This window comes from Hahella sp. KA22 (assembly GCF_004135205.1).
Taxonomy (GTDB): Bacteria; Pseudomonadota; Gammaproteobacteria; order Pseudomonadales; family Oleiphilaceae; genus Hahella.
Genome location: NZ_CP035490.1, coordinates 2,543,919 through 2,561,860, shown reverse-complemented (window position 1 = coordinate 2,561,860; position 17,942 = coordinate 2,543,919). Strand labels below are relative to the sequence as shown.

14 protein-coding genes are annotated in these 17,942 nt (G+C 56.8%); 9 read left to right on the top strand and 5 right to left on the bottom strand.

Annotation, left to right across the window (positions count from 1 at the left end; all coding sequences use genetic code 11):
* Nucleotides 1-26: 26 nt before the first annotated feature.
* The 9 genes from EUZ85_RS11520 (at nucleotide 27) to EUZ85_RS11480 (ending at nucleotide 8,581) form a co-directional block, all read left to right on the top strand.
* A complete protein-coding gene (locus EUZ85_RS11520) occupies nucleotides 27-953 on the top strand; it encodes a DUF58 domain-containing protein (RefSeq protein WP_127969436.1) in 927 nt (308 codons plus the stop codon).
* On the top strand, nucleotides 953-1,417 hold the full coding sequence (locus EUZ85_RS11515; RefSeq protein ID WP_127969435.1) for a DUF4381 domain-containing protein: 465 nt from the start codon (nucleotides 953-955) through the stop codon (nucleotides 1,415-1,417). The genes EUZ85_RS11520 and EUZ85_RS11515 overlap by 1 nt, the downstream gene beginning before the upstream one ends.
* A complete protein-coding gene (locus EUZ85_RS11510; RefSeq protein WP_127969434.1) occupies nucleotides 1,411-2,445 on the top strand; it encodes a VWA domain-containing protein in 1,035 nt (344 codons plus the stop codon). The genes EUZ85_RS11515 and EUZ85_RS11510 overlap by 7 nt, the downstream gene beginning before the upstream one ends.
* Nucleotides 2,442-4,454, top strand: coding sequence for a VWA domain-containing protein (locus EUZ85_RS11505; RefSeq protein ID WP_127969433.1), 2,013 nt, complete (start codon nucleotides 2,442-2,444; stop codon nucleotides 4,452-4,454). The genes EUZ85_RS11510 and EUZ85_RS11505 overlap by 4 nt, the downstream gene beginning before the upstream one ends.
* Nucleotides 4,448-6,184, top strand: coding sequence for a BatD family protein (locus EUZ85_RS11500; protein ID WP_127969432.1), 1,737 nt, complete (start codon nucleotides 4,448-4,450; stop codon nucleotides 6,182-6,184). Before EUZ85_RS11505 ends, EUZ85_RS11500 begins: the two co-directional genes overlap by 7 nt.
* Nucleotides 6,185-6,197: 13 nt before the next feature.
* Complete coding sequence (locus tag EUZ85_RS11495; RefSeq protein ID WP_371683248.1) at nucleotides 6,198-6,800, top strand: hypothetical protein; 603 nt, start codon at nucleotides 6,198-6,200, stop codon at nucleotides 6,798-6,800.
* Nucleotides 6,801-6,985: 185 nt separating this feature from the next.
* A complete protein-coding gene (locus EUZ85_RS11490) occupies nucleotides 6,986-7,837 on the top strand; it encodes an ABC transporter substrate-binding protein (protein ID WP_127969430.1) in 852 nt (283 codons plus the stop codon).
* A 162-nt stretch (nucleotides 7,838-7,999) separates the two neighbouring features.
* On the top strand, nucleotides 8,000-8,302 hold the full coding sequence (locus EUZ85_RS11485; RefSeq protein ID WP_127969429.1) for a hypothetical protein: 303 nt from the start codon (nucleotides 8,000-8,002) through the stop codon (nucleotides 8,300-8,302).
* A 63-nt stretch (nucleotides 8,303-8,365) separates the two neighbouring features.
* Entirely contained in the window at nucleotides 8,366-8,581 is a 216-nt protein-coding gene (locus tag EUZ85_RS11480) for a dodecin (protein ID WP_127969428.1), read from the top strand.
* Nucleotides 8,582-8,652: 71 nt separating this feature from the next.
* On the opposite strand, the gene EUZ85_RS11475 is transcribed toward EUZ85_RS11480, so the two are convergent.
* From EUZ85_RS11475 to EUZ85_RS31905, 5 genes are all read right to left on the bottom strand, one after another.
* Complete coding sequence (locus tag EUZ85_RS11475) at nucleotides 8,653-9,822, bottom strand: FAD-dependent monooxygenase (RefSeq protein WP_127969427.1); 1,170 nt, start codon at nucleotides 9,820-9,822, stop codon at nucleotides 8,653-8,655.
* A 269-nt stretch (nucleotides 9,823-10,091) separates the two neighbouring features.
* Nucleotides 10,092-10,565 (bottom strand): VOC family protein, encoded by a 474-nt coding sequence (locus tag EUZ85_RS11470; protein WP_127969426.1) that lies wholly within the window; start codon nucleotides 10,563-10,565, stop codon nucleotides 10,092-10,094.
* A 185-nt stretch (nucleotides 10,566-10,750) separates the two neighbouring features.
* Complete coding sequence (locus EUZ85_RS11465) at nucleotides 10,751-13,399, bottom strand: family 20 glycosylhydrolase (RefSeq protein ID WP_127969425.1); 2,649 nt, start codon at nucleotides 13,397-13,399, stop codon at nucleotides 10,751-10,753.
* A 210-nt stretch (nucleotides 13,400-13,609) separates the two neighbouring features.
* A complete protein-coding gene (locus EUZ85_RS11460) occupies nucleotides 13,610-15,337 on the bottom strand; it encodes an RICIN domain-containing protein (RefSeq protein ID WP_127969424.1) in 1,728 nt (575 codons plus the stop codon).
* Between the two features lie 414 nt (nucleotides 15,338-15,751).
* Nucleotides 15,752-17,746 (bottom strand): glycosyl hydrolase family 18 protein, encoded by a 1,995-nt coding sequence (locus EUZ85_RS31905; RefSeq protein ID WP_127969423.1) that lies wholly within the window; start codon nucleotides 17,744-17,746, stop codon nucleotides 15,752-15,754.
* Between the last annotated feature and the right edge of the window lie 196 nt (nucleotides 17,747-17,942).

Genomic DNA, 17,942 nt, shown 5'->3' with positions numbered 1-17,942 from the left:
TAATCCTGCAGCGCCCACAGGACACAATGAATCAACATCGCGTTTACTGCCAATTGGATGAACTCATTCAACTGCGTATCGCCGCCGCCCGACTCAGCTTGCGCTTTGATCCGCGCAAACTGCAGCAACAGGCGGGGGCGCACTTGTCGCGCTTTCGCGGGCGCGGTATGGACTTCGCCGAATATCGTCCTTATCAGGAAGGCGACGACCCTCGCTCTATTGACTGGAAAGTCACCGCCCGGCGCAGTCGCCCGTTCACCAAAGTTTTTCACGAGGAAGTTGAGCGCCCGATACTGATTCTGGTGGATCAGTCCATCAGCCTGTTTTTCGGCAGTCGTCGCGCCTTCAAATCCGTGCTGGCGGCGGAAATCGCTTCGCTACTGGCCTGGGCCGGTCTGGCGCAAGGCGATCGTATCGGCGGACTGGTGTTCTCCCATTTGGGGCATCAAGCGCTGAAGCCCTCCCGACATCCCCGTCAGGCGCTGCGTATTCTGGAATGCGTCAACTCGTTCAATCAGGCGCTGAGCCTGCAACAGAGCGAGACCAGATTCAGTTTTAACGATGCGTTGCTGGAGTTGCGCCGTATCGCCCGCCCCGGAAGCCAATGCTTTATTATTTCCGACTGGCGACAGTTCGACGCCACCAGCAAAAATCTGCTGTTCGATTTGCGCCGACACAGCCAGGTGTTGCCGTTTCAGGTATTTGACCCACTGGAGCAGACCTTGCCGCCCGGCAACTTTCGTATTACCGACGGAAGTTCCCACCTGGACCTGGATACCCGCAACGAACGCCTGTCCCTGCGCCTGAAAAATGAATACGAGCAGTGGCAAAACCAATTGCTGCAGGAACTCGCCTCTATTGGTCTGGCCTGCGCCCGCCTCTCCACCTGGGAAGATCCGGCGGAGAAACTGCATCAACTGCAGTTCTCCAACGGCGCACGAGGAGCCGCCTGATGGACCCGACGCAATCCTTACAGTTGCTGGATATCATGGACCCCTCTCCCTCCGGCTGGTGGCCGCTGCCCTGGGGATGGTGGTTCGTGATTCTGGAATGTTTTTTCGCGCTGGTGGGACTCATCTGGCTCGGAATATGGCTGTATCGCCGCCACAAGCGAACCAAAGCCTCGTTGTCCGTACTGGAACATCACTGGCGCGAATTCAATGACCATGGTCGTCCCGGCGACTTTCTCGCCAACGTCAATCTCGTGCTGAAACGCCACTGCCGCACCCTGGGCCTGAAAGCCGCTCTGCCGCTATCCGGCGACGCCTGGGGCGCCTTTTTGAAAGATCGGCTGCCCAAAGGGCAACATGGAGACATCGACGCCTACCTGCAAAGCCTTTACAGCCCACGTCCCGCGCTTTCCCCAGACGTGGCCTACCAAGCCGCGCAGCGCTGGATAAGGAGGCTGCGGTGCTGACCCTCGCCTGGCCATGGTTGTTGTTGGCGCTCCCCCTTCCCTGGTTAATGAAAAAGCGCCAAAAGAATGAAGAAGGACGCAATCTGGCGTTGCGGGTTCCCTTCTATCAACAGGCCGCACTGGTGCTGGAAGGCGCCGAAGCGGGTTCAAGCAACGCGCCCAGCGGACGTTGGAGCGCGGTACTACAAGTCCTGGCCTGGGCCTTGTTGGTGCTGGCGGTTTGCCGGCCGCAGTGGCAGGGGGAGCCCATCCCCATGGACTACGAAGCCCGCGATCTCATGCTGGCGGTGGATATTTCTCCCAGCATGCAGGAAACCGATTTGCAGCTGAAAGGCTATCAAGCCACCCGGCTGGACGTGGTGAAGTCCGTGGTCACCGACTTTATCCAGGTCCGTCAGGGAGATCGGCTGGGACTGATTCTGTTTGGCGCCCAACCGTACATTCAGGCGCCGCTGACCTACGACCTGATTACCGTAGGCGAACTGCTGAATGAAGCCACCCTGGGCATCGCTGGCAACGCCACCGCCATTGGGGACGCCATTGGGCTTGGAATCAAGCGCCTGCGGGAGCGCCCCGCCGACTCCCGAGTGCTGGTGCTGCTGACTGACGGCGCCAACACCGGCGGCGAAGTCTCCCCCGAGCAAGCCGCCAAACTGGCCGCAGAAGCCGGCATTAAAATCTATACCGTCGGCGTGGGCGCAGATGAAATCATCCGCCGCGGCATCTTCGGCTACCGTAAGGAAAACCCGTCCGCCGATCTGGACGAAACTTTGCTGCGAAGCATCGCCGACCAGACAGGCGGGCAATACTTCCGCGCCCGCAACACCGGGGAGTTGGAGCAAATCTATGAATCCATCAACCAATTGGAGCCGATCAAACAGCAGCAGCGCTTCTTCCGTCCTAAAACAGAGTGGTATTGGGCGCCCTTGTTAGTCGCAGTTGCCCTGTTGTCATTGTGCTGGCTGGCGCCCGCCCTTGCCGGACTGACTCGCAGGAGCGCGCCAACGCAGCTGGAGAAGGCGCCATGATGGAGTTTTTGACGCAATTTCACTTCCTGCGCCCCGCCCTGTTATTGCTGGCGCCGGCGTTGCTGGCTCTGCTGTTTCTTATGCGCCATCGCAGAAACGGGCAAAACTCCTGGCAAACCTTATTGCCGCCGGAGTTCCTCGCCGCGCTGAGCGAGACGCCCCCGCAAACGGTCAAACGCAGCAGTTTCTGGTTGTGGCCACTGATTCTGGTCTTATCCGTCGTCGCATTGGCTGGCCCTACATGGTCGAAACAGGAAACGCCAGTCACCCTGAAGCAGGAAGCGTTGGTGGTCACGCTGGACCTTTCCCTTTCCATGTTGGCGACCGACCTGACGCCCAATCGCCTGACCCGCGCCAGACAAAAAGTGTATGACCTGCTCGACGCCCGCAAGGAAGGACAAACTGCACTGGTGGCGTTTTCCGGCAGTGGTCATGTCGTCGCGCCGTTAACGGAGGACGGCAATACGCTGCGCGCCATGCTGCCTGCGCTTGACCCGTTTATCATGCCGGAAATGGGCAGCAACGCCGCCGCTGGTATTGAAAGCGCCCTGAATGTCATCAAGCAGGCCGGCGCCGCTAACGCCCGTATTCTGTTGATCACGGACGGCGTTGAGGAAATGGATGTGCAGCCGATTAATGACCAGCTCAGCAAGGCTGGCGTATCCATTTCCGTGCTGGGCGTCGGCGCCGATGATGGCGGTCCGATCCCTATCCCCAATCGGGGCTTTATCAAACAGGGCGATCAGGTCATCGTGGCCAAACCGGACTTTGCGCTGATGCGCGAGATTGCAGGACGCCCCGGCGACCGCTTTAGCAAAATGACGCTGGACAACGCCGATCTGCGTCGTTTGCTGCCCAGCGCCAACTCCACGCATTTCAAAGACGCCAACGGGGACAGCACGCTGCAAGGCGAGCAATGGCATGACGCCGGCTATCTCCTGCTGTTAATCGTGATGCCTCTGCTGCTTTGGCAATATCGTCAGGCCGGCGTCGCGTTGTGCCTGCTGGTCTTGCTGGCGAAGCCGCAAGTCTCTCACGCGGTGGAATGGGAGAACCTCTGGTCCACGCCGAACCAGCGGGGCTGGGAGTTCTACAAGGATAAAAAATATGAAGACGCCGCGAACGCCTACAGCAGCCCAATGGGTAAAGGGGCCGCCTATTTTCGCACCGGCGACTACGCTAAAGCGGAAGCGGAGTTCGGCAAACTGGATTCGGCGAACGCCCATTACAACCGCGGCAACAGTCTGGCCTATCAGCAGCGCTACGAAGAAGCGATCAAAGCTTACGAGGAAGCCCTAAAGCGCAATCCCGAGATGTCAGACGCTAAGGAAAACAAACGCAGGCTGGAAGAGTTTCTGGAACAGCAGAAGCAGCAACAGCAACAGCAACAGCAACAGCAACAGAACAGCCAGGACCAGAATAAAGATCAGCAGCAACCGGATCAGAAAAACGCGGATCAACAACAAAGTCAGCAGCAGAACTCATCGGATTCGCAAAAGAATCAATCCAACTCGCAACCGCAAAACGGACAGCCCTCCGACCAGGACAACGCCGGGCAACCGGGCCAGCAGGGCGGAGATCCAGGACAGCACCCGCAAGATCAAAATGCGGATAAGCAGAACAGCTCCTCCGCCCAGGATGCGCAAGAGCAGCAAAATGCAGAACAGGCGCAAAGCGGGGACAAAGAAGATCAGGCTGATCCCAAAGACGCCGCCTCCAAAGCCGCCAGCGCGGAGCAACAAGAGGCCGACAAAAAAGAGGACGGCAAAGAGGCTCAGACAGCCGGACAGGCTGGCGAACCTGAAGATGCTTCCGATAAGAAGCCGTCGGAAGATGCAGCCGCCGCCCTATCAGACAATATTTCATTGAAGGACCAGCAGACAGAGCAATGGCTGCGCAGGATACCTGACGATCCCGGCGGCCTGCTGCGCAGAAAGTTCCTGCAACAATATCAACAAGGCTCGCGTCCTTCTTCGTCCAAACAAGACAGCGGTAGACCCCTATGGTAACTCCTGTAAACCGATTTTTATGCCTGCTCATGCTATGTGTTCTCAGCCTGGGAGCCTGGGCGGAGGACAGCCTGAACGTCAGTGTGGACCGCCAGGAAGTCAGACAGAATGAATCATTGCAGCTGACGATCACCAGCAAGCTGGAAGTCGACTCCGCTTTGGACTTTTTCAACCTGAACACCTTGTCCGTACCGCAGCCGGATGTCGGCGAGCTGGACAAAGACTTCGAAGTCATGGACCGTCAGCAAAGCTATCGGGTGCAGATCGAGAACAACAAGAACAACTCCATCATCACCTGGGTCTACACCCTGCTACCCAAGCGCAGCGGCGACCTGGAGATCCCGGCGGTCAAGTACAAGGACAACGAATCACAGCCAATCGCCATAAAGGTGGTTGAGACCAGCCAACAAGCGGTGGCGAAAGAAGAAAAACCCGTCTTCCTGGAAGCGGAGGTGGACAACAAGTCCGTCTACGTGCAACAGCAACTGATTTACACCATCCGCCTGTTTTACAGCGACGATATGCTGCGGGGCGAGCTGACGCACCCTGACCATCCCGACATTCTGGTCAAACAGCTGGGCAAACAAAAGGAATACACCCGTTACGTCGGCTCCCGCCGCTTCAGCGTGGTGGAGCGTCAGTACGTTATTTTCCCGCAGAAAGCCGGCAAGATCGCCATCCCCGAGCAGATTTTCACCGGTACCCTGGCTCAGCGTCGCATTGGACGCCGTTTCTACAGTGAGGAAAAGTCGCCTGCTGTGGAGATTGACGTCAAAGCGCCGCCCGCTTCGTTTTCCGGCAAACAATGGGTGCCGGCGCAAAGCCTGAGCATCCGCGACGTGTGGAGTGATCCGGCGCGGGAAATCAAGGTCGGCGACTCCTTAACCCGAACCATCAGCGTACAGGCCTTGGGCATCGAAGGCGTACAGATTCCCCCGCTGAATAGCGTCAGTGTGGAGGGCGTAAAAGTCTATCCAGAGCCTGAAAGCATCGACACGGAAGAGCACGCGGCAGGCGTCACCGGCCAACGCAAGGAAACCCAGGCCCTGGTGGCGATCAAGCCGGGAACCTACACCCTGCCCGCCGTCAGCATTCCATGGTGGGACGTGACGAACGATGTAGAGCGCGTGGCGACGCTGCCGGAACGCACTATTACAGTATTGCCCGGCGCTCAATCCGCCGTCGTCAATACGCCTGCGGCGCCGTCGCAGACAACGCTGGCGGACGACAAAACCGACTTAACCCTGGACTCAACACCCGAACCTCTGTCCACGCCCACTCCCGCTCCCTCAGGTTCTGGCGTATTTTGGCCCACCTTGTCCGGGCTGCTGCTGATCGCCTGGCTGGCCACCCTATACGCCTGGTGGAGAAAGCCGATTATCGTCAAACCTGTCATGCGGGAGCATCCGCGCCAAGGCGCTCAGCATATCGAGTTGAGTCAGTTGAAGAAGCTGGCGAAAAGTGATGTCGTCAAATTCGTGGACCTATATACCCGCTGGCTGCAGCAAGCCGCCCTGGAGCAGCGCTATGCCCACCATGTGCTCAATCAGCTGCGCGAACTGAGCCGGGAGCCGCTCAACCAGCTGCAACGCGATCTGTATGGACCGAACGCCAATACCGCCAATGCGGATTTAAGCGAGTTCGCGCTGAAGTTAGTGGCAAGCAGCGAGCAGACGATAAAAGCGGAGTCCAACACCCAGGGCGAGCCCGCGCCCTTATATCCCACTTAAGCCGCTCGCCGTGATGACAGAATTCAGCGTAGAAGAAACCCAGCTCGCACATTACGACGGCTGTCGGTATGCCCTGTTTCATCAAGAGGTTCCGCTCAGCTATCTGGAAGCCTTACAGCTTCTGGAGGAAAATCCGGCGTTCCGAGCGTTCTTCAATTCGATTTTCGCCTCCGCTGATAGCCCAGGCTATTTCTGGGAGTCGCCGCCATTATCCAGCGTCAATGAGAACCAGGCTTGTGAGTTTGTCCTGATTAACAGCGGTCCGCTTACACGCCTGCAGCCGGACTGGCGGCCTTTCGCCAAGCCGTTTCGCGCTTCTCGCCAGTCCGATCTGGTGGCGGCGTTCAACAATCTGGGCGGGGACGCCCGCCTGGTGTCGCCCCGCCCGCAGACCAAACAATGCGACTACGCTCACCTGGCTCGCTTTATCCGCAACGCGCCGCCGCAACAGGTGGACGCGTTCTGGATATATCTGGCCCGAGAGACGCTCGCGCGTATTGGCGAGCAGCCCGTCTGGCTCAGCACCGCGGGTCTTGGCGTGTCCTGGCTTCACGCGCGCATCTGCGTCACGCCCAAGTACTATCGATACGCCCCCTATGCTGCGCACCCCGCATAATTCTCCGCCCGGAAATATTTCCATCCCCTGCTAAACTTAATAGATGCGCAGTATTCTCTGTGTCTACCAGCGACTGACGCCACCTTCATTCATATAGCCTGAGGGAGTCGCCAGTCCCTGATCCAGCCGCCAGCAAGGGATGTTGTCAAGGAGGGTCCCGGTATTGACGCTTAGAGGCATATTGATTGACTCACATACTTTTTCTAACACAGCGCTACCTGGCCGGACTGATCTGTCTGCTGACTGCTTTCTCGTCTGCGTCGGCCTGGGCCCAAAAAGAAACCGTTAAGCTTAAGGTCGCTCATTTCGCCGAAGCAGGCAAAGACGGCGCTTACTATAGGGAATTAATAGAAAGCGCACTGTCGCAGGCGGGCTACGAGTACGAAATCATCACCTCTCAACCATTCCCACAGAAGCGGGTAATTCAGATGCTGGACAAAGGCGACGTGACGATCGCCTGGATGCTTCCCACAGCAGAGCGCGACAATCACCACGTCCGGGTGCCGATCCCTATCACCAATGGCTTGATCAGCAAGCGAATTATGCTGATCCCGGAAGGTCGTCAGGCTATTTACGATCAGGTTCGCAACCTGGAGGATTTTCGCACCCTGAACAAAGTGGCGGCGATCGGCAAGACATGGTACGACCGGCGCGTCTGGGAATATAACCGTTTGCCGGTGATGATTTTTGACGGCGACTGGACTGCCGCATTTCGCCCACTGGCGCAGGGAAATCGCGGCATTGATTATTTCCCCCGGGGAGCAAACGAAATTATCCGCGAGTCACACAAATATCCCGGCCTGGACATTGAGAAAAATCTGTTGCTGCAATACCAAAGCGATTTCTATTTCTATCTTTCTCACGACGCCCAGGCCCATGTAGACGCGATGACGGACAGTATGAATCGCGCGCGCAGCAGTGGTTTGATAGATCGTTTAATAAAGAAATACTGGGGAGAAGACCTCGCCGAATTGAACTTGTCGCAGCGCAGGGTTATCCATCTGGACTCGCCCCCTGAGGAAACCGCTTCACCTTGAGAAGCGCTGTTTCTCCGCCCTTTATTCACTACTTTCTTCACTGCTTTCTTCACCCCTTTCCTTGCCTCGTCATCACGCTCTCCACCTCGCCATGATCAAGCCTTCAAACCAGATCGCTTAGGGTTTATCCTTGCACCCCACAACATCAAAGGGTTCAGAATTATGAGCAACGTTAAATACAAAGTGGACGGCGTGGAAGTCAGCGCTGAAGAGTTTCGCCAAGATGAAGACAGAACCGCGGCGGAAGACTTCCTCGTCAACGCCTACCAGGAGACCCTGGGCGACATGGTTTGCTCTGAGCATGGCGAAAAAACCGGCTACGAATTGAATTACGAGTCCGAAAGCGGACAGTGCAAAATCCGCACGGAAGCCTGCTGCGAGAGCTTCGACCGGGATCTTAACATGGCGTTGATGATGAAAATGTCAGAGCAGGCGGAAGCAAACCGTTCCGACGACGACATTTAAGCAAGGATATTTCTTGCTACACTGACGAAGGAGCGTCCGTCAAAGAAACAAAGGAGAGTTCACATGTCAGATCATCATACCTACAAGAAAGTGGAAGTGGTCGGTTCATCCAAGAACAGCATCGATGAAGCCATTCAAAACGCCATTCGGGAATGCTCCCGCACTATCAAGCACCTCGAATGGTTCGAAGTTACGGAAACCCGCGGCCACATTGTCAACGGCGAAGTCGGCCACTTTCAAGTCAGCCTGAAAGTCGGCTTCCGTATCGAGAACAGCTGAGTTTCGACGGAAATCACCATCTGCGCCCCTCTATTCAGGGCCCTCAGGGGCCCGGCATACGACAGCGCAAGTTACACATTTAAGGGCAAACCACGCCCCCAAAACTGCGCCATGCTTTTGGCGACCTCAGCAAAGTCTGAGCTTTTGCTGCTGGCGTTTCTCGCTTCGCAAAACGATGCGTCCGTATTAAAAAGCGCCGCGGCCAAAGCGCGTCCCGCCCGAATAATGTCCGCCGTCTTTTCCGAGCGCACTGCGGTGAAAACCGTAAACGCCGCATTGAGGTCGCGGGGATTTTCTTGCAGACAGTTCGCCAGATGCCAGGCGTCCTCCAGCGCCTGACAAGCGCCCTGCCCGGACGTGGGCAGCGGCGCATGAGCCGCATCGCCGATGACAATCACATTGCGTTTATGCCATAACGCGATGGGATCGTGGTCATGCACATAAACCTTATGAATGCTCTCGACGGGGGTTTCTTCGATGACCTTAGCGACAGGCGACGGCCACGCGGAGAAGACCGATAGCAGCTCCTTTTTATACCGCTCCGGATTGCCCTCCTCTATGGACTTACTGACTATCGCGCCCGCCCAATACGCCGCCCGCTTGCTAACCGGCACGATGCCGAAACGTTCCCCCACGCCCCAGTAATCACGCACCGCCATATCAGTGAAGACGTCCTCTTGCGCTTCATAGACCCCAACCCAGTTGATAAAGCCCTGATATACCGGCCGACTGTCGCCATGCACGTAGCGCCTTGATGGGGAGTCCATGCGCCCGTCGGCGCCGATGACCACATCAGCCATCACCCGCGCGCCGTTTCCAAAGCATATGCAGGCTCGGTCTCGGCCCTCTTGCTCAATATCCGCCACTGCATAACCATAATGAACTTCAACGCCCAACGCGTGGAGCTTCGCCAGCAAAGCCTTTTGCAGATCCCGCCGCAATACAGACAGGCTGGGATAGCCCATGCGCCGATTGATATCGAGAATATCCACGGAGCCCAGCGCCTCGCCGTGGTGAGAAATTCTGCGCATACGCGTGGGGCGCCCGGATAACGCGGCAATGTCATTCAGAACGCCAAGCTGATCGAGCACATACGCTGCGTTTGGCCATATCACAATGCCTGCGCCAACATCCGTTGGCGCTGAACGACGCTCGTATACAGCTACGTCAAAGCCCTTTTGCGTCAGCGCAATTGCCGTGCCGACGCCGGCGACTCCGCCGCCCAGAATGGCTATTTTCATCTCGCATTTTCCTTCTGATTCGATAAGTCCCGTCGCAGACGCGAGCCATACGCACGATCGTCCACCACGCTGAGGTTTCGATAAAATCACGTCCAAGGGGGAATAAAAACACGACTTTAGGTCAGTGCGACAAGCCAAACCCGCCGCTTAACAAAGCAAATATACGAGGCGTTTGGGAGTAAAGAGAGGGAGTAAAAAGAGGCTGCAAAAGGAAGGAGAAGCAGCCGGAATCCGTTACACGAGAACTCCAGCATGCCTCTTTGTGTTCGTCAGCTCTGGCTTTCCATAAACTTCTTCGCGCGCGCCATCAGTTCTTGCTCACTGACATCTTCAATATGAGTGGCGATGTGCCAGACATGGCCGAATGGATCTTCCAGGCTACCGCTGCGATCGCCATAGAATTTGTCTTCCACCTTTAACCGCTCTTTGGCGCCGGCGGCTATCGCCCTGGCGAAGGTAGCGTCCACATCTGGAACGTACAACATCAGTGCGACAGGACTTCCACCCAGCGTTTGCGGGCCAACGAATTGCATTTCGGGGCACTCATCGGAGAGCATGACGCGGGAATCGCCAATCTTTATTTCCGCATGCCCGATGTCGCCATGCGGGCCATTCATGCGCATGATTTCTTCGGCGTCAAAAGCGCGTTTATAAAACGCCAGTGCGTCAGCGGCGCCTTTGACAGTCAGATAAGAAGTGACGGAATGATAGCCGTCCGGGATGGGTTTCACTTGCTTGCTCATAGGACCTCCGTGGCGGGGTTGCGTGTATCCGAATACAGCGCCCTATTCGTACTCCTACCGCAGCATGTCATTGATCCGGAAAAGGCATTGTCCGCCTGAATAGAAGCCCGCGCAAGCGAGAAAAAGACACCCCGGAGTTCCCAGCAAAAACTCCGGAGTGTAGGTCAAGGATTACCAATCCGCGGCTAGTTCAGTTCCACTGTGCGGCTGGCGCGACCCGAAGGGGTAAATGTTTTGAGTTTAACGCCGCCGCTGACGGCGACAGGCCCGTCATACAGTGGCGATTCGGTTGTTGGTTCGGAGCCGTCCAGGGTGTAACGGATCTCCAGACCGGGGAAGGACAAGTTCGCTTCCAGCATGCCGTCGGCCACCTTGGCGCCGGGAGGCGGTACGCGGAAATCATAACCGCCGTTCCAGCTGTCCAGACGCTTGAGGTCGTAGGCGCCGACCCGTGCGGCGAATCCGCTCCAAGCTTGATTCAGCCCGCTCAGACGTTGCGTCTGATCTGTTTCATTCGCCCAATCCGGTTGCGGCGACCAGCCTCTCTCCGCCAATCCCAACAACTTGGGCAGCGCCAGATAGAACAGATCGGATTCCGTTTTCACGTTCTCGCTCCACAGTTCGCCCTGCACGCCGAGAATCATGTCCTGTTTATCCGCCGCCAGACGGGTGCGGTCATTCCACATATCGTCTGTCAACGGATTGCCCATGCGATCCACCCACGCAGCTTTGAATACATCCATCGGCGTGAATTCATACACACGACGGGTGTCCACAAAACCAGCCCAGTAATAACCAGGTTCTTCCGGGTCTTTCTGGTAGGCCAGATCGAAGTACAGGTTGGTGGCGTTGGCCAACACTACCGGGTAACCCGCATTAGCCAGTTTGTAGGCGTTATCTTCTGTGCCCCAGCCCCACACATTGTTCCAGACATAGGGAATCATGATGCCGCCGACAAAATGCGGGTTGACCACTTTGCCGCCGTCTTCATGCATGAACGCCAGCTCTTCCCAGCCGGCGATCTTGGTTCCGTGGGCGGCGACAATACCGGTCACGGTAGCGTTGAAGAAGCGGTTCAGCATTTCCACGTCGTCCGCGCTCAATTCCTCCGAACCGAACATCCGGGTACAGGCGGGGGATTTCTTCCAGACGCCCGCCGGCACTTCATCAGCTCCCACATGGAAAGCGGGCATGCGCAGACCGGCCTGACGGTACATGCGCGACACCTCGCCGACCACTTTGTCGATGAAGAAGTAAGTGGTTGGCATACAAGGGTTCACGACGTTGTCCTTCCAGCCCTGCACAGACTTGTATTCCGACTTGTCCTCAGGATCGCTCAGCAGGAAATTTCTGCCCTGATAGGGCTTACCCGCGTCGGCGAACTGCTTCGCGCGGGATTCCATGGATTTGATCGCCGCTCTGGCGTGGCCGGGCAGATCGAACTCCGGCACCACTTCGATATGACGCTCAGCCGCGTAGCGCAGCAGCTCAACGTATTGCTGACGGGAGAAATAACCGGAGCCGTTATTGCTGTCCGCAAAGGGTCCAGAGCCGAACGAAGGAACCAGATTATCCAACTCGTTCTCGGAATGCCCTCGTTTACCCCCAACGGAGGTCAATTCAGGCAGACCGGGAATTTCCAGACGCCAGCCTTCATCATCGGAAAGGTGCAGATGCAGTTTGTTCAGTTTGTACAGCGCCATGACGTCGATAAGCTTTTTGACGCTTTCGGGCTGACTAAAATGTCGCGCCACATCCAGATGCATGCCCCGGTACGAAAAACGCGGCGCGTCGGAAATTTCCACCACCGGCAGGCGCACCGGCAGTCCGCCACCCTGGTATGTCTCCAGAGGAAGCAGACCCAACAAGGATTGCACGCCATAGAACATGCCAGTGGGAGAGTCCGCCGCGATGCGTACGCCGGAAGCCGTGCTGGTGCTCAGCTGGTAGCTTTCATCGGAGCCAGGACGCCCCTGACTTTGCGCGCCTTGCAAGCAGATGGCGTTGGCCGCGTCGGTGCAACGGCGCACCACTTCCACCGGCACGCCCAGCGCTTGAAGCTGGCTTTGTAGATAACGTCCTTCACGCATGAAACGACGGTCGAAGTAAAGTTTGAAAGGCGCCGCGACCGTGAGGCTTTCCGCCTCGTTCACAGTCATGGACGCCGGCGTCGGCAACAGTGTTGGTCCGGTTTGCGCCGCCGCCAGATATTGGCGGTTGCGCTCAAAGCGTACTTCCGCTGTGTCCAACGGCATATTGTCGCCATCAAAGCGCTGCGTTTGCTCCGGCGTAGTTTGCGCGCCCAGCGTCACATCCGTGATCGCCTCAACGCTCTGGCCGCCAGAGCCGTCATTTTTAACGATATAAAAGCCGGCTGGGGCATCGGACTTACTGATCGCCCAGAAGCTGGCTTTAAGTTGAATCTTGAGAGACTCCCCCGCTTTCAGGCCAGTGAAGCCCGCCGCCGGAGTGAGTTTGAAAAAATCGCCGTTGATGTGCTCGACATTGAACTGATCCGACGGCGTCACCGCCAGCACGTCGCGCACAAAGTTGAAATAGATGGTCCACCCGGACGCTTCCAGATCCGTGGCGCCGCGGTTATGAATGGTCAAATCCGCCAGAAAGCTGTTATAGCTGTCCTGCAAATTGTCCGTCACCTGCCAGGTCACCCCCAATTCCGACACCGTCTGCGCCGACTGCTGCGCATCAAAACCGGTGGGCGCCGCAGCGGTATGCAGAGTTTCCGCCGCCGCGTTTTGCGCCTGCATTGCGGCCAGCATGGCCACACACAGAGATAAACGCTTCAAGCGGGTTTGATTTCCTCGGTATGTCATAAGAACGTTCTCCTTTATATGCCCTTGGAGGCGTTGCGTTGTTACACATTGTTGTTATCTATTCAGTGCGAACGCTGTGCCGACCAACCCTAACTGCCAACAGGCGGGCCGCGGTTTTAGCCCCGCCGGCGACCGATGTCGCGGCGGGGACTTTCTTGTTGTTAACGAGATACTGTCTTAATCAGTCCATACTGAGGAAATTCGTTTTCCTCAGTTTTTGCGATACACCCTCACGTAATCCACTTCCATCGACTGCGGAAACACCGTTGATCCATTCGGATTGCCTGGCCAGTTACCGCCCACAGCCAGATTCAGAATCATATGGAAGCGTTGGTTATACGGCGCAGGATAAGGCGCAGCGGTGGAGTACCAGCTGGTTTGCGTCTGATAATGCACGCCGTCGATATACCAGCGAATTTCGTTTTCCTCCCACTCCAATGCGTAGGTATGGAACTGGTCCACCACGCTGGAGGAAGGCGCCATGTGATCGCCGGTGTGGGTATTGTTGGGCCATTCGCCGCCATAGTGCAGCGTGCCGTAGATTTCATTGCCGCCAGCCCCTTTCAGGTTGACCGCCTCCATGATGTCGATCTCGCCGCTGGCCGCCCAGCCGCCATAAACCCAGTCTGTCGGCAACATCCAGATAGCCGGCCACATGCCCTGCCCCCATGGCAGCTTGGCGCGAATTTCAAAACGACCGTATTTCCAGTCGCCCTTGTTGAGCGTGCGTAAACGGGCGGATGTGTAGTCACGGGTTCCTTCCGGTCCGGTGTAGCGCTCTTTCAACGCCTGAATGTGCAACTTGCCGCCGGACACCCATGAGTTTTGCGAACGCGCAGTGTAGTACTGCAGCTCATTATTGCCGCCGCCATTGCCGTTGACTTCATGCTCCCACTTGCCCAGGTCAATGCTGTCGCCATTGAATTCATCCCGCCATACCAGCGTCCATCCTGGCGGATCAGTGGGATCGGTAGGATCGCCGCCTTTGGCGAAATTGATGTAATTCAGGTTAATGCCGTCAGTCAGGAAAGCGACTTCCAGCTGATGCGCGCCGGATGACAGGTTCGCATTGAAGCTGATGTCCGCCCAGTTCTGCCAACCGCCCGTGTTGGGTACCGCCAGCGCGCCGCTGACGTCTGCGCCGTCAAGCTTCACTACCACCTGTTTACCGGCGTAAATGGAAGCGACTCGTAAACTGACTTTATACTCGCCGGATTCGGCGGCGTTCAGGTTATAGCGCAGGTATTCGCCAGGGGCCGTCCAGCCGACATTGAAGCCCCCGTCCTGATCCGCCGTCGCTTCGATATCCACGTCATCCTGACGATAACCGCCACCGGTATTTCCCGGCGTGGTGTCGGAGAACGCACTGTAATCTTCAGCTTCAATCTTGCCGGGAATGGACGCGCCAGGAGGCGTGGGACCGCCGTCCGTCATCAGATAGAAACGCTGATGGTCGCCGCTGTTCCAGTCCCATTGTTGCAGCCTGACGCCCGGCTCGACGCTGGCTTCCTCGATATCCAGGGATTTGCCGCTGCCGCTATTGATGATGCGGAACTCATTATTGCCGAGATCTTCAAATTTGAAGCGCTGCGCCCCGGAACCGTTATCCGGCCACTGCTGCAGCCCGGCGCCGTTGGCGGTGGAAGCGGACTCCACATCCATCGCCAGTCCGCTGTGCATAGCCAGCAAGCGATAGGCGCCGCCGCCTGCTGGCGTAATTTTCCAGCGCTGATTATTGCCGTCATGACACTGCCATTGAACGATGCGCGCGGCCTGCTGCGTGGAACCGCTCCACACGTCCAGACATAAGCCGCTTTTTTTGGATTTAATCTGATAGACCCCTTCCGGAATCTCCGCATTGGCGGCGAAACTGCCGCAACCCGCGACGACGATAGACGCCGCCATTAGCGCGGAAGCCGGCCAGTGTTTCTTGTTCATCGAGTTCTCCTTATTTATTGGTTTTTTGAATGGAGAAACCAGAGCACTTTTTCGGATAGACACTTCAGCTGTTCAAAAAGGAAAAATGCGCTGACTTACCACTCTTCTGCATGAAAGCGTTTTCATTTTTCACTCGTTGGACAAAGGCAGTCAATGCCGGTTTAGTGTTTATCCGAAAAAATGTTGATTACCGCACGCGATCTCATCGCTGTCCTTTGGAAACCGGATGGGGGCTTAGCCCATCCGGTTTAGCGTTACGGCTACTACTTGATCTAAGTCAGTGATGATTTAGCGACAACCTTCTCTGCTTGTTATAACCATCTCTGGTTAAAACCGTCGTCTGTCAAAGCCGTCATAGTCAAAACCGTAATAGCCAAAAAAAGGGGGTAGTGCCGATTCTACCCCCAACAAGGGCTACTTTTGCGGATGCCCCAAGCCTTCATGAACAGCGTTGAGGATATTTCCGTTATCCGCATCAACTTCCCAGGTGAATACGCCCGCGAGACCTTTGTCACGCGCATATTCGCCTTTGGCTTTGGCCGAACGGGCGTTATCGAAAGTGATCAACGAGCCGTTGGAGAAGTTCCACAAGAATGGCGCTTCCGCCTTTTCATCGTAGAAATACTTGTAGCCATCGATGCCCTGGCCGTTGGCGCCGCCCAGGAACTTCTGCTCGATAGCGCGGTAATCCAGCACGCCGTCCTCCCAGGTGCCTGCATGCTTACCGCCGCCGGTTCCTGCGAATGGATCAGTCTCTGTACCGCCAGTCACGCCTTTCCAGCCGCGTCCGTACATGGCCGCGCCCAGCACCAGTTTGTTGGCGGGCACGCCTGCGCTCATCAGGTTATTGATGGTGGCGTCGGAGCTGAAGCCCTCATGGATCTCATGATCGCCTGCGTACAGGCCGGTCTGATGACCTAATTGATTGTTCCAGCCGCCGTAATAGTCGTACGTCATAGCGAAGACGTAGTCCATGTACTGCACGGCAGTGGAGTAGTTCACAGCGTCAATCTTGCTTGGCGCGGAGCCTACCGCCGAAGTTAACTGGTAGTCTCTGCCGGTCTCCGCTTCCAGCGTATCCAGCGCTGCGCGCAGATCATGCATCAACTCAGCGTAGCCATCGCGATCCTGAGGCGAGCCCAGTCCTGTGTTGGCTCCGCCGCCGCCAGGGTATTCCCAGTCAATATCGACGCCGTCGAAGAACTTATAAGTCTTCAGGAAGTCGACCACGGAATTGACGAACACCGCACGCTTCTGCGCGTCGTTGGCGAAGTAGAAGAACGGATCAGACAGCGTCCAGCCGCCAATGGAAGGCAGGATCTTGATGTCGGGATTGGTTTTCTTCAGACGCCTCAACTGACCGAAGTTCCCGCGCATGGGATCATCCCACTTGTCGCCAGGGTAGCTCTTCTCAAGCGCGGCGAAGCGGTCATGAATGGTGACAGTGTAATCAGGCTGATCGCTACACTCATTCATCAACACAGAGTGGCCTTGCGGGTTCGCCTCACGTAATGATTCATTAGGTCCGCACACGGCGATGAAGGCATACAACAGGTGAGTCAGGTTTTGCGCCGGTATTTTCTCTACCGGGAAGTTGCGGCCGTAGACGCCCCACTCAACGAAGTAAGTGCCGACAACACTGTTTGTAGTGTTCTGATAGGGCTTGTTGTTCTCCATCAACGGCTTCGGCCAGCCAGTAGTGTCGATCGGATCATCGGAGCCATTATCGCCGCCGTCTCCGTTATCTCCACCGTCGCCATTGTCACCGCCGTCGTCGCCTCCGTTATCCCCGCCATCGCCAGGACAACCGGACGCGTCCACCAATTCCCATGGGCCCCATTCACTGGCGCCGGGCTCATCACCTTGCGTCCACCATTTGGCCTTGTAAACAGCGCCTTTGTGCAAGACCTCCTTACCCTGGGTATAAACAGTAGAGGAACTCCAGGCTGGCGCGCTGGCGTCGCAATCATCGCCGCCGTTATTGTTGCCGCCGGTATCGCCTCCAGTGTCTCCACCGTTGTCACCGCCGGTATCGCCGCCGTTATCTCCTCCAGTGTCGCCACCGTTGTCGCCGCCCGTATCTCCTCCATTGTCACCACCGGTGTCGCCGCCGTTATCTCCACCAGTGTCGCCACCGCCAACACAATGATCCGGCTCTTCATAACGCCACAACGAACCGACCGCCGGCGTCCAGCCAGCGCCCAGGTGAGCGGTGTGATTGACTAAAGCGGAGTAAATACCGGAATTAAAAGTGACGTATTGACCGGCGGTGTAATTCCCGCCGTCTTGCCAGGCGCCGGACACCTGGCTGCATTCAACGCCCCAGGAAGCCTGGGATGCGGCGATGAGACCCGCACAGAGCGCGGTCTTCATAAAGCCGGATTTGCTGTGTTTTTTGTCCATATACATAGGATCGTCCTAAGGTTATCGATTCGTTATTAGAAGTAGGAAAAGTCCGTTCGCCATCTTAACGATCACAATCGGCGCAACTCCGGCGCAGACTTCATCTATGAAGCCTCATCAACCAGAGCTTTTCTCCCGTTCGCCCATCAGCCGACGCTACACAACCCATCACTGAACGAAAGCGCTTTCATAACACAATCCA

Coding starts and splice junctions, on each gene's coding strand:
- EUZ85_RS11465 (WP_127969425.1), bottom strand. CDS start 13,399: ATGACATACCGAGGAAATCAAACCCGCTTGAAGCGTTTATCTCTGTGT.
- EUZ85_RS11475 (WP_127969427.1), bottom strand. CDS start 9,822: ATGAAAATAGCCATTCTGGGCGGCGGAGTCGCCGGCGTCGGCACGGCA.
- EUZ85_RS11495 (WP_371683248.1), top strand. CDS start 6,198: ATGACAGAATTCAGCGTAGAAGAAACCCAGCTCGCACATTACGACGGC.
- EUZ85_RS11460 (WP_127969424.1), bottom strand. CDS start 15,337: ATGAACAAGAAACACTGGCCGGCTTCCGCGCTAATGGCGGCGTCTATC.
- EUZ85_RS11485 (WP_127969429.1), top strand. CDS start 8,000: ATGAGCAACGTTAAATACAAAGTGGACGGCGTGGAAGTCAGCGCTGAA.
- EUZ85_RS11505 (WP_127969433.1), top strand. CDS start 2,442: ATGATGGAGTTTTTGACGCAATTTCACTTCCTGCGCCCCGCCCTGTTA.
- EUZ85_RS11470 (WP_127969426.1), bottom strand. CDS start 10,565: ATGAGCAAGCAAGTGAAACCCATCCCGGACGGCTATCATTCCGTCACT.
- EUZ85_RS31905 (WP_127969423.1), bottom strand. CDS start 17,746: ATGTATATGGACAAAAAACACAGCAAATCCGGCTTTATGAAGACCGCG.
- EUZ85_RS11480 (WP_127969428.1), top strand. CDS start 8,366: ATGTCAGATCATCATACCTACAAGAAAGTGGAAGTGGTCGGTTCATCC.
- EUZ85_RS11515 (WP_127969435.1), top strand. CDS start 953: ATGGACCCGACGCAATCCTTACAGTTGCTGGATATCATGGACCCCTCT.
- EUZ85_RS11500 (WP_127969432.1), top strand. CDS start 4,448: ATGGTAACTCCTGTAAACCGATTTTTATGCCTGCTCATGCTATGTGTT.
- EUZ85_RS11520 (WP_127969436.1), top strand. CDS start 27: ATGAATCAACATCGCGTTTACTGCCAATTGGATGAACTCATTCAACTG.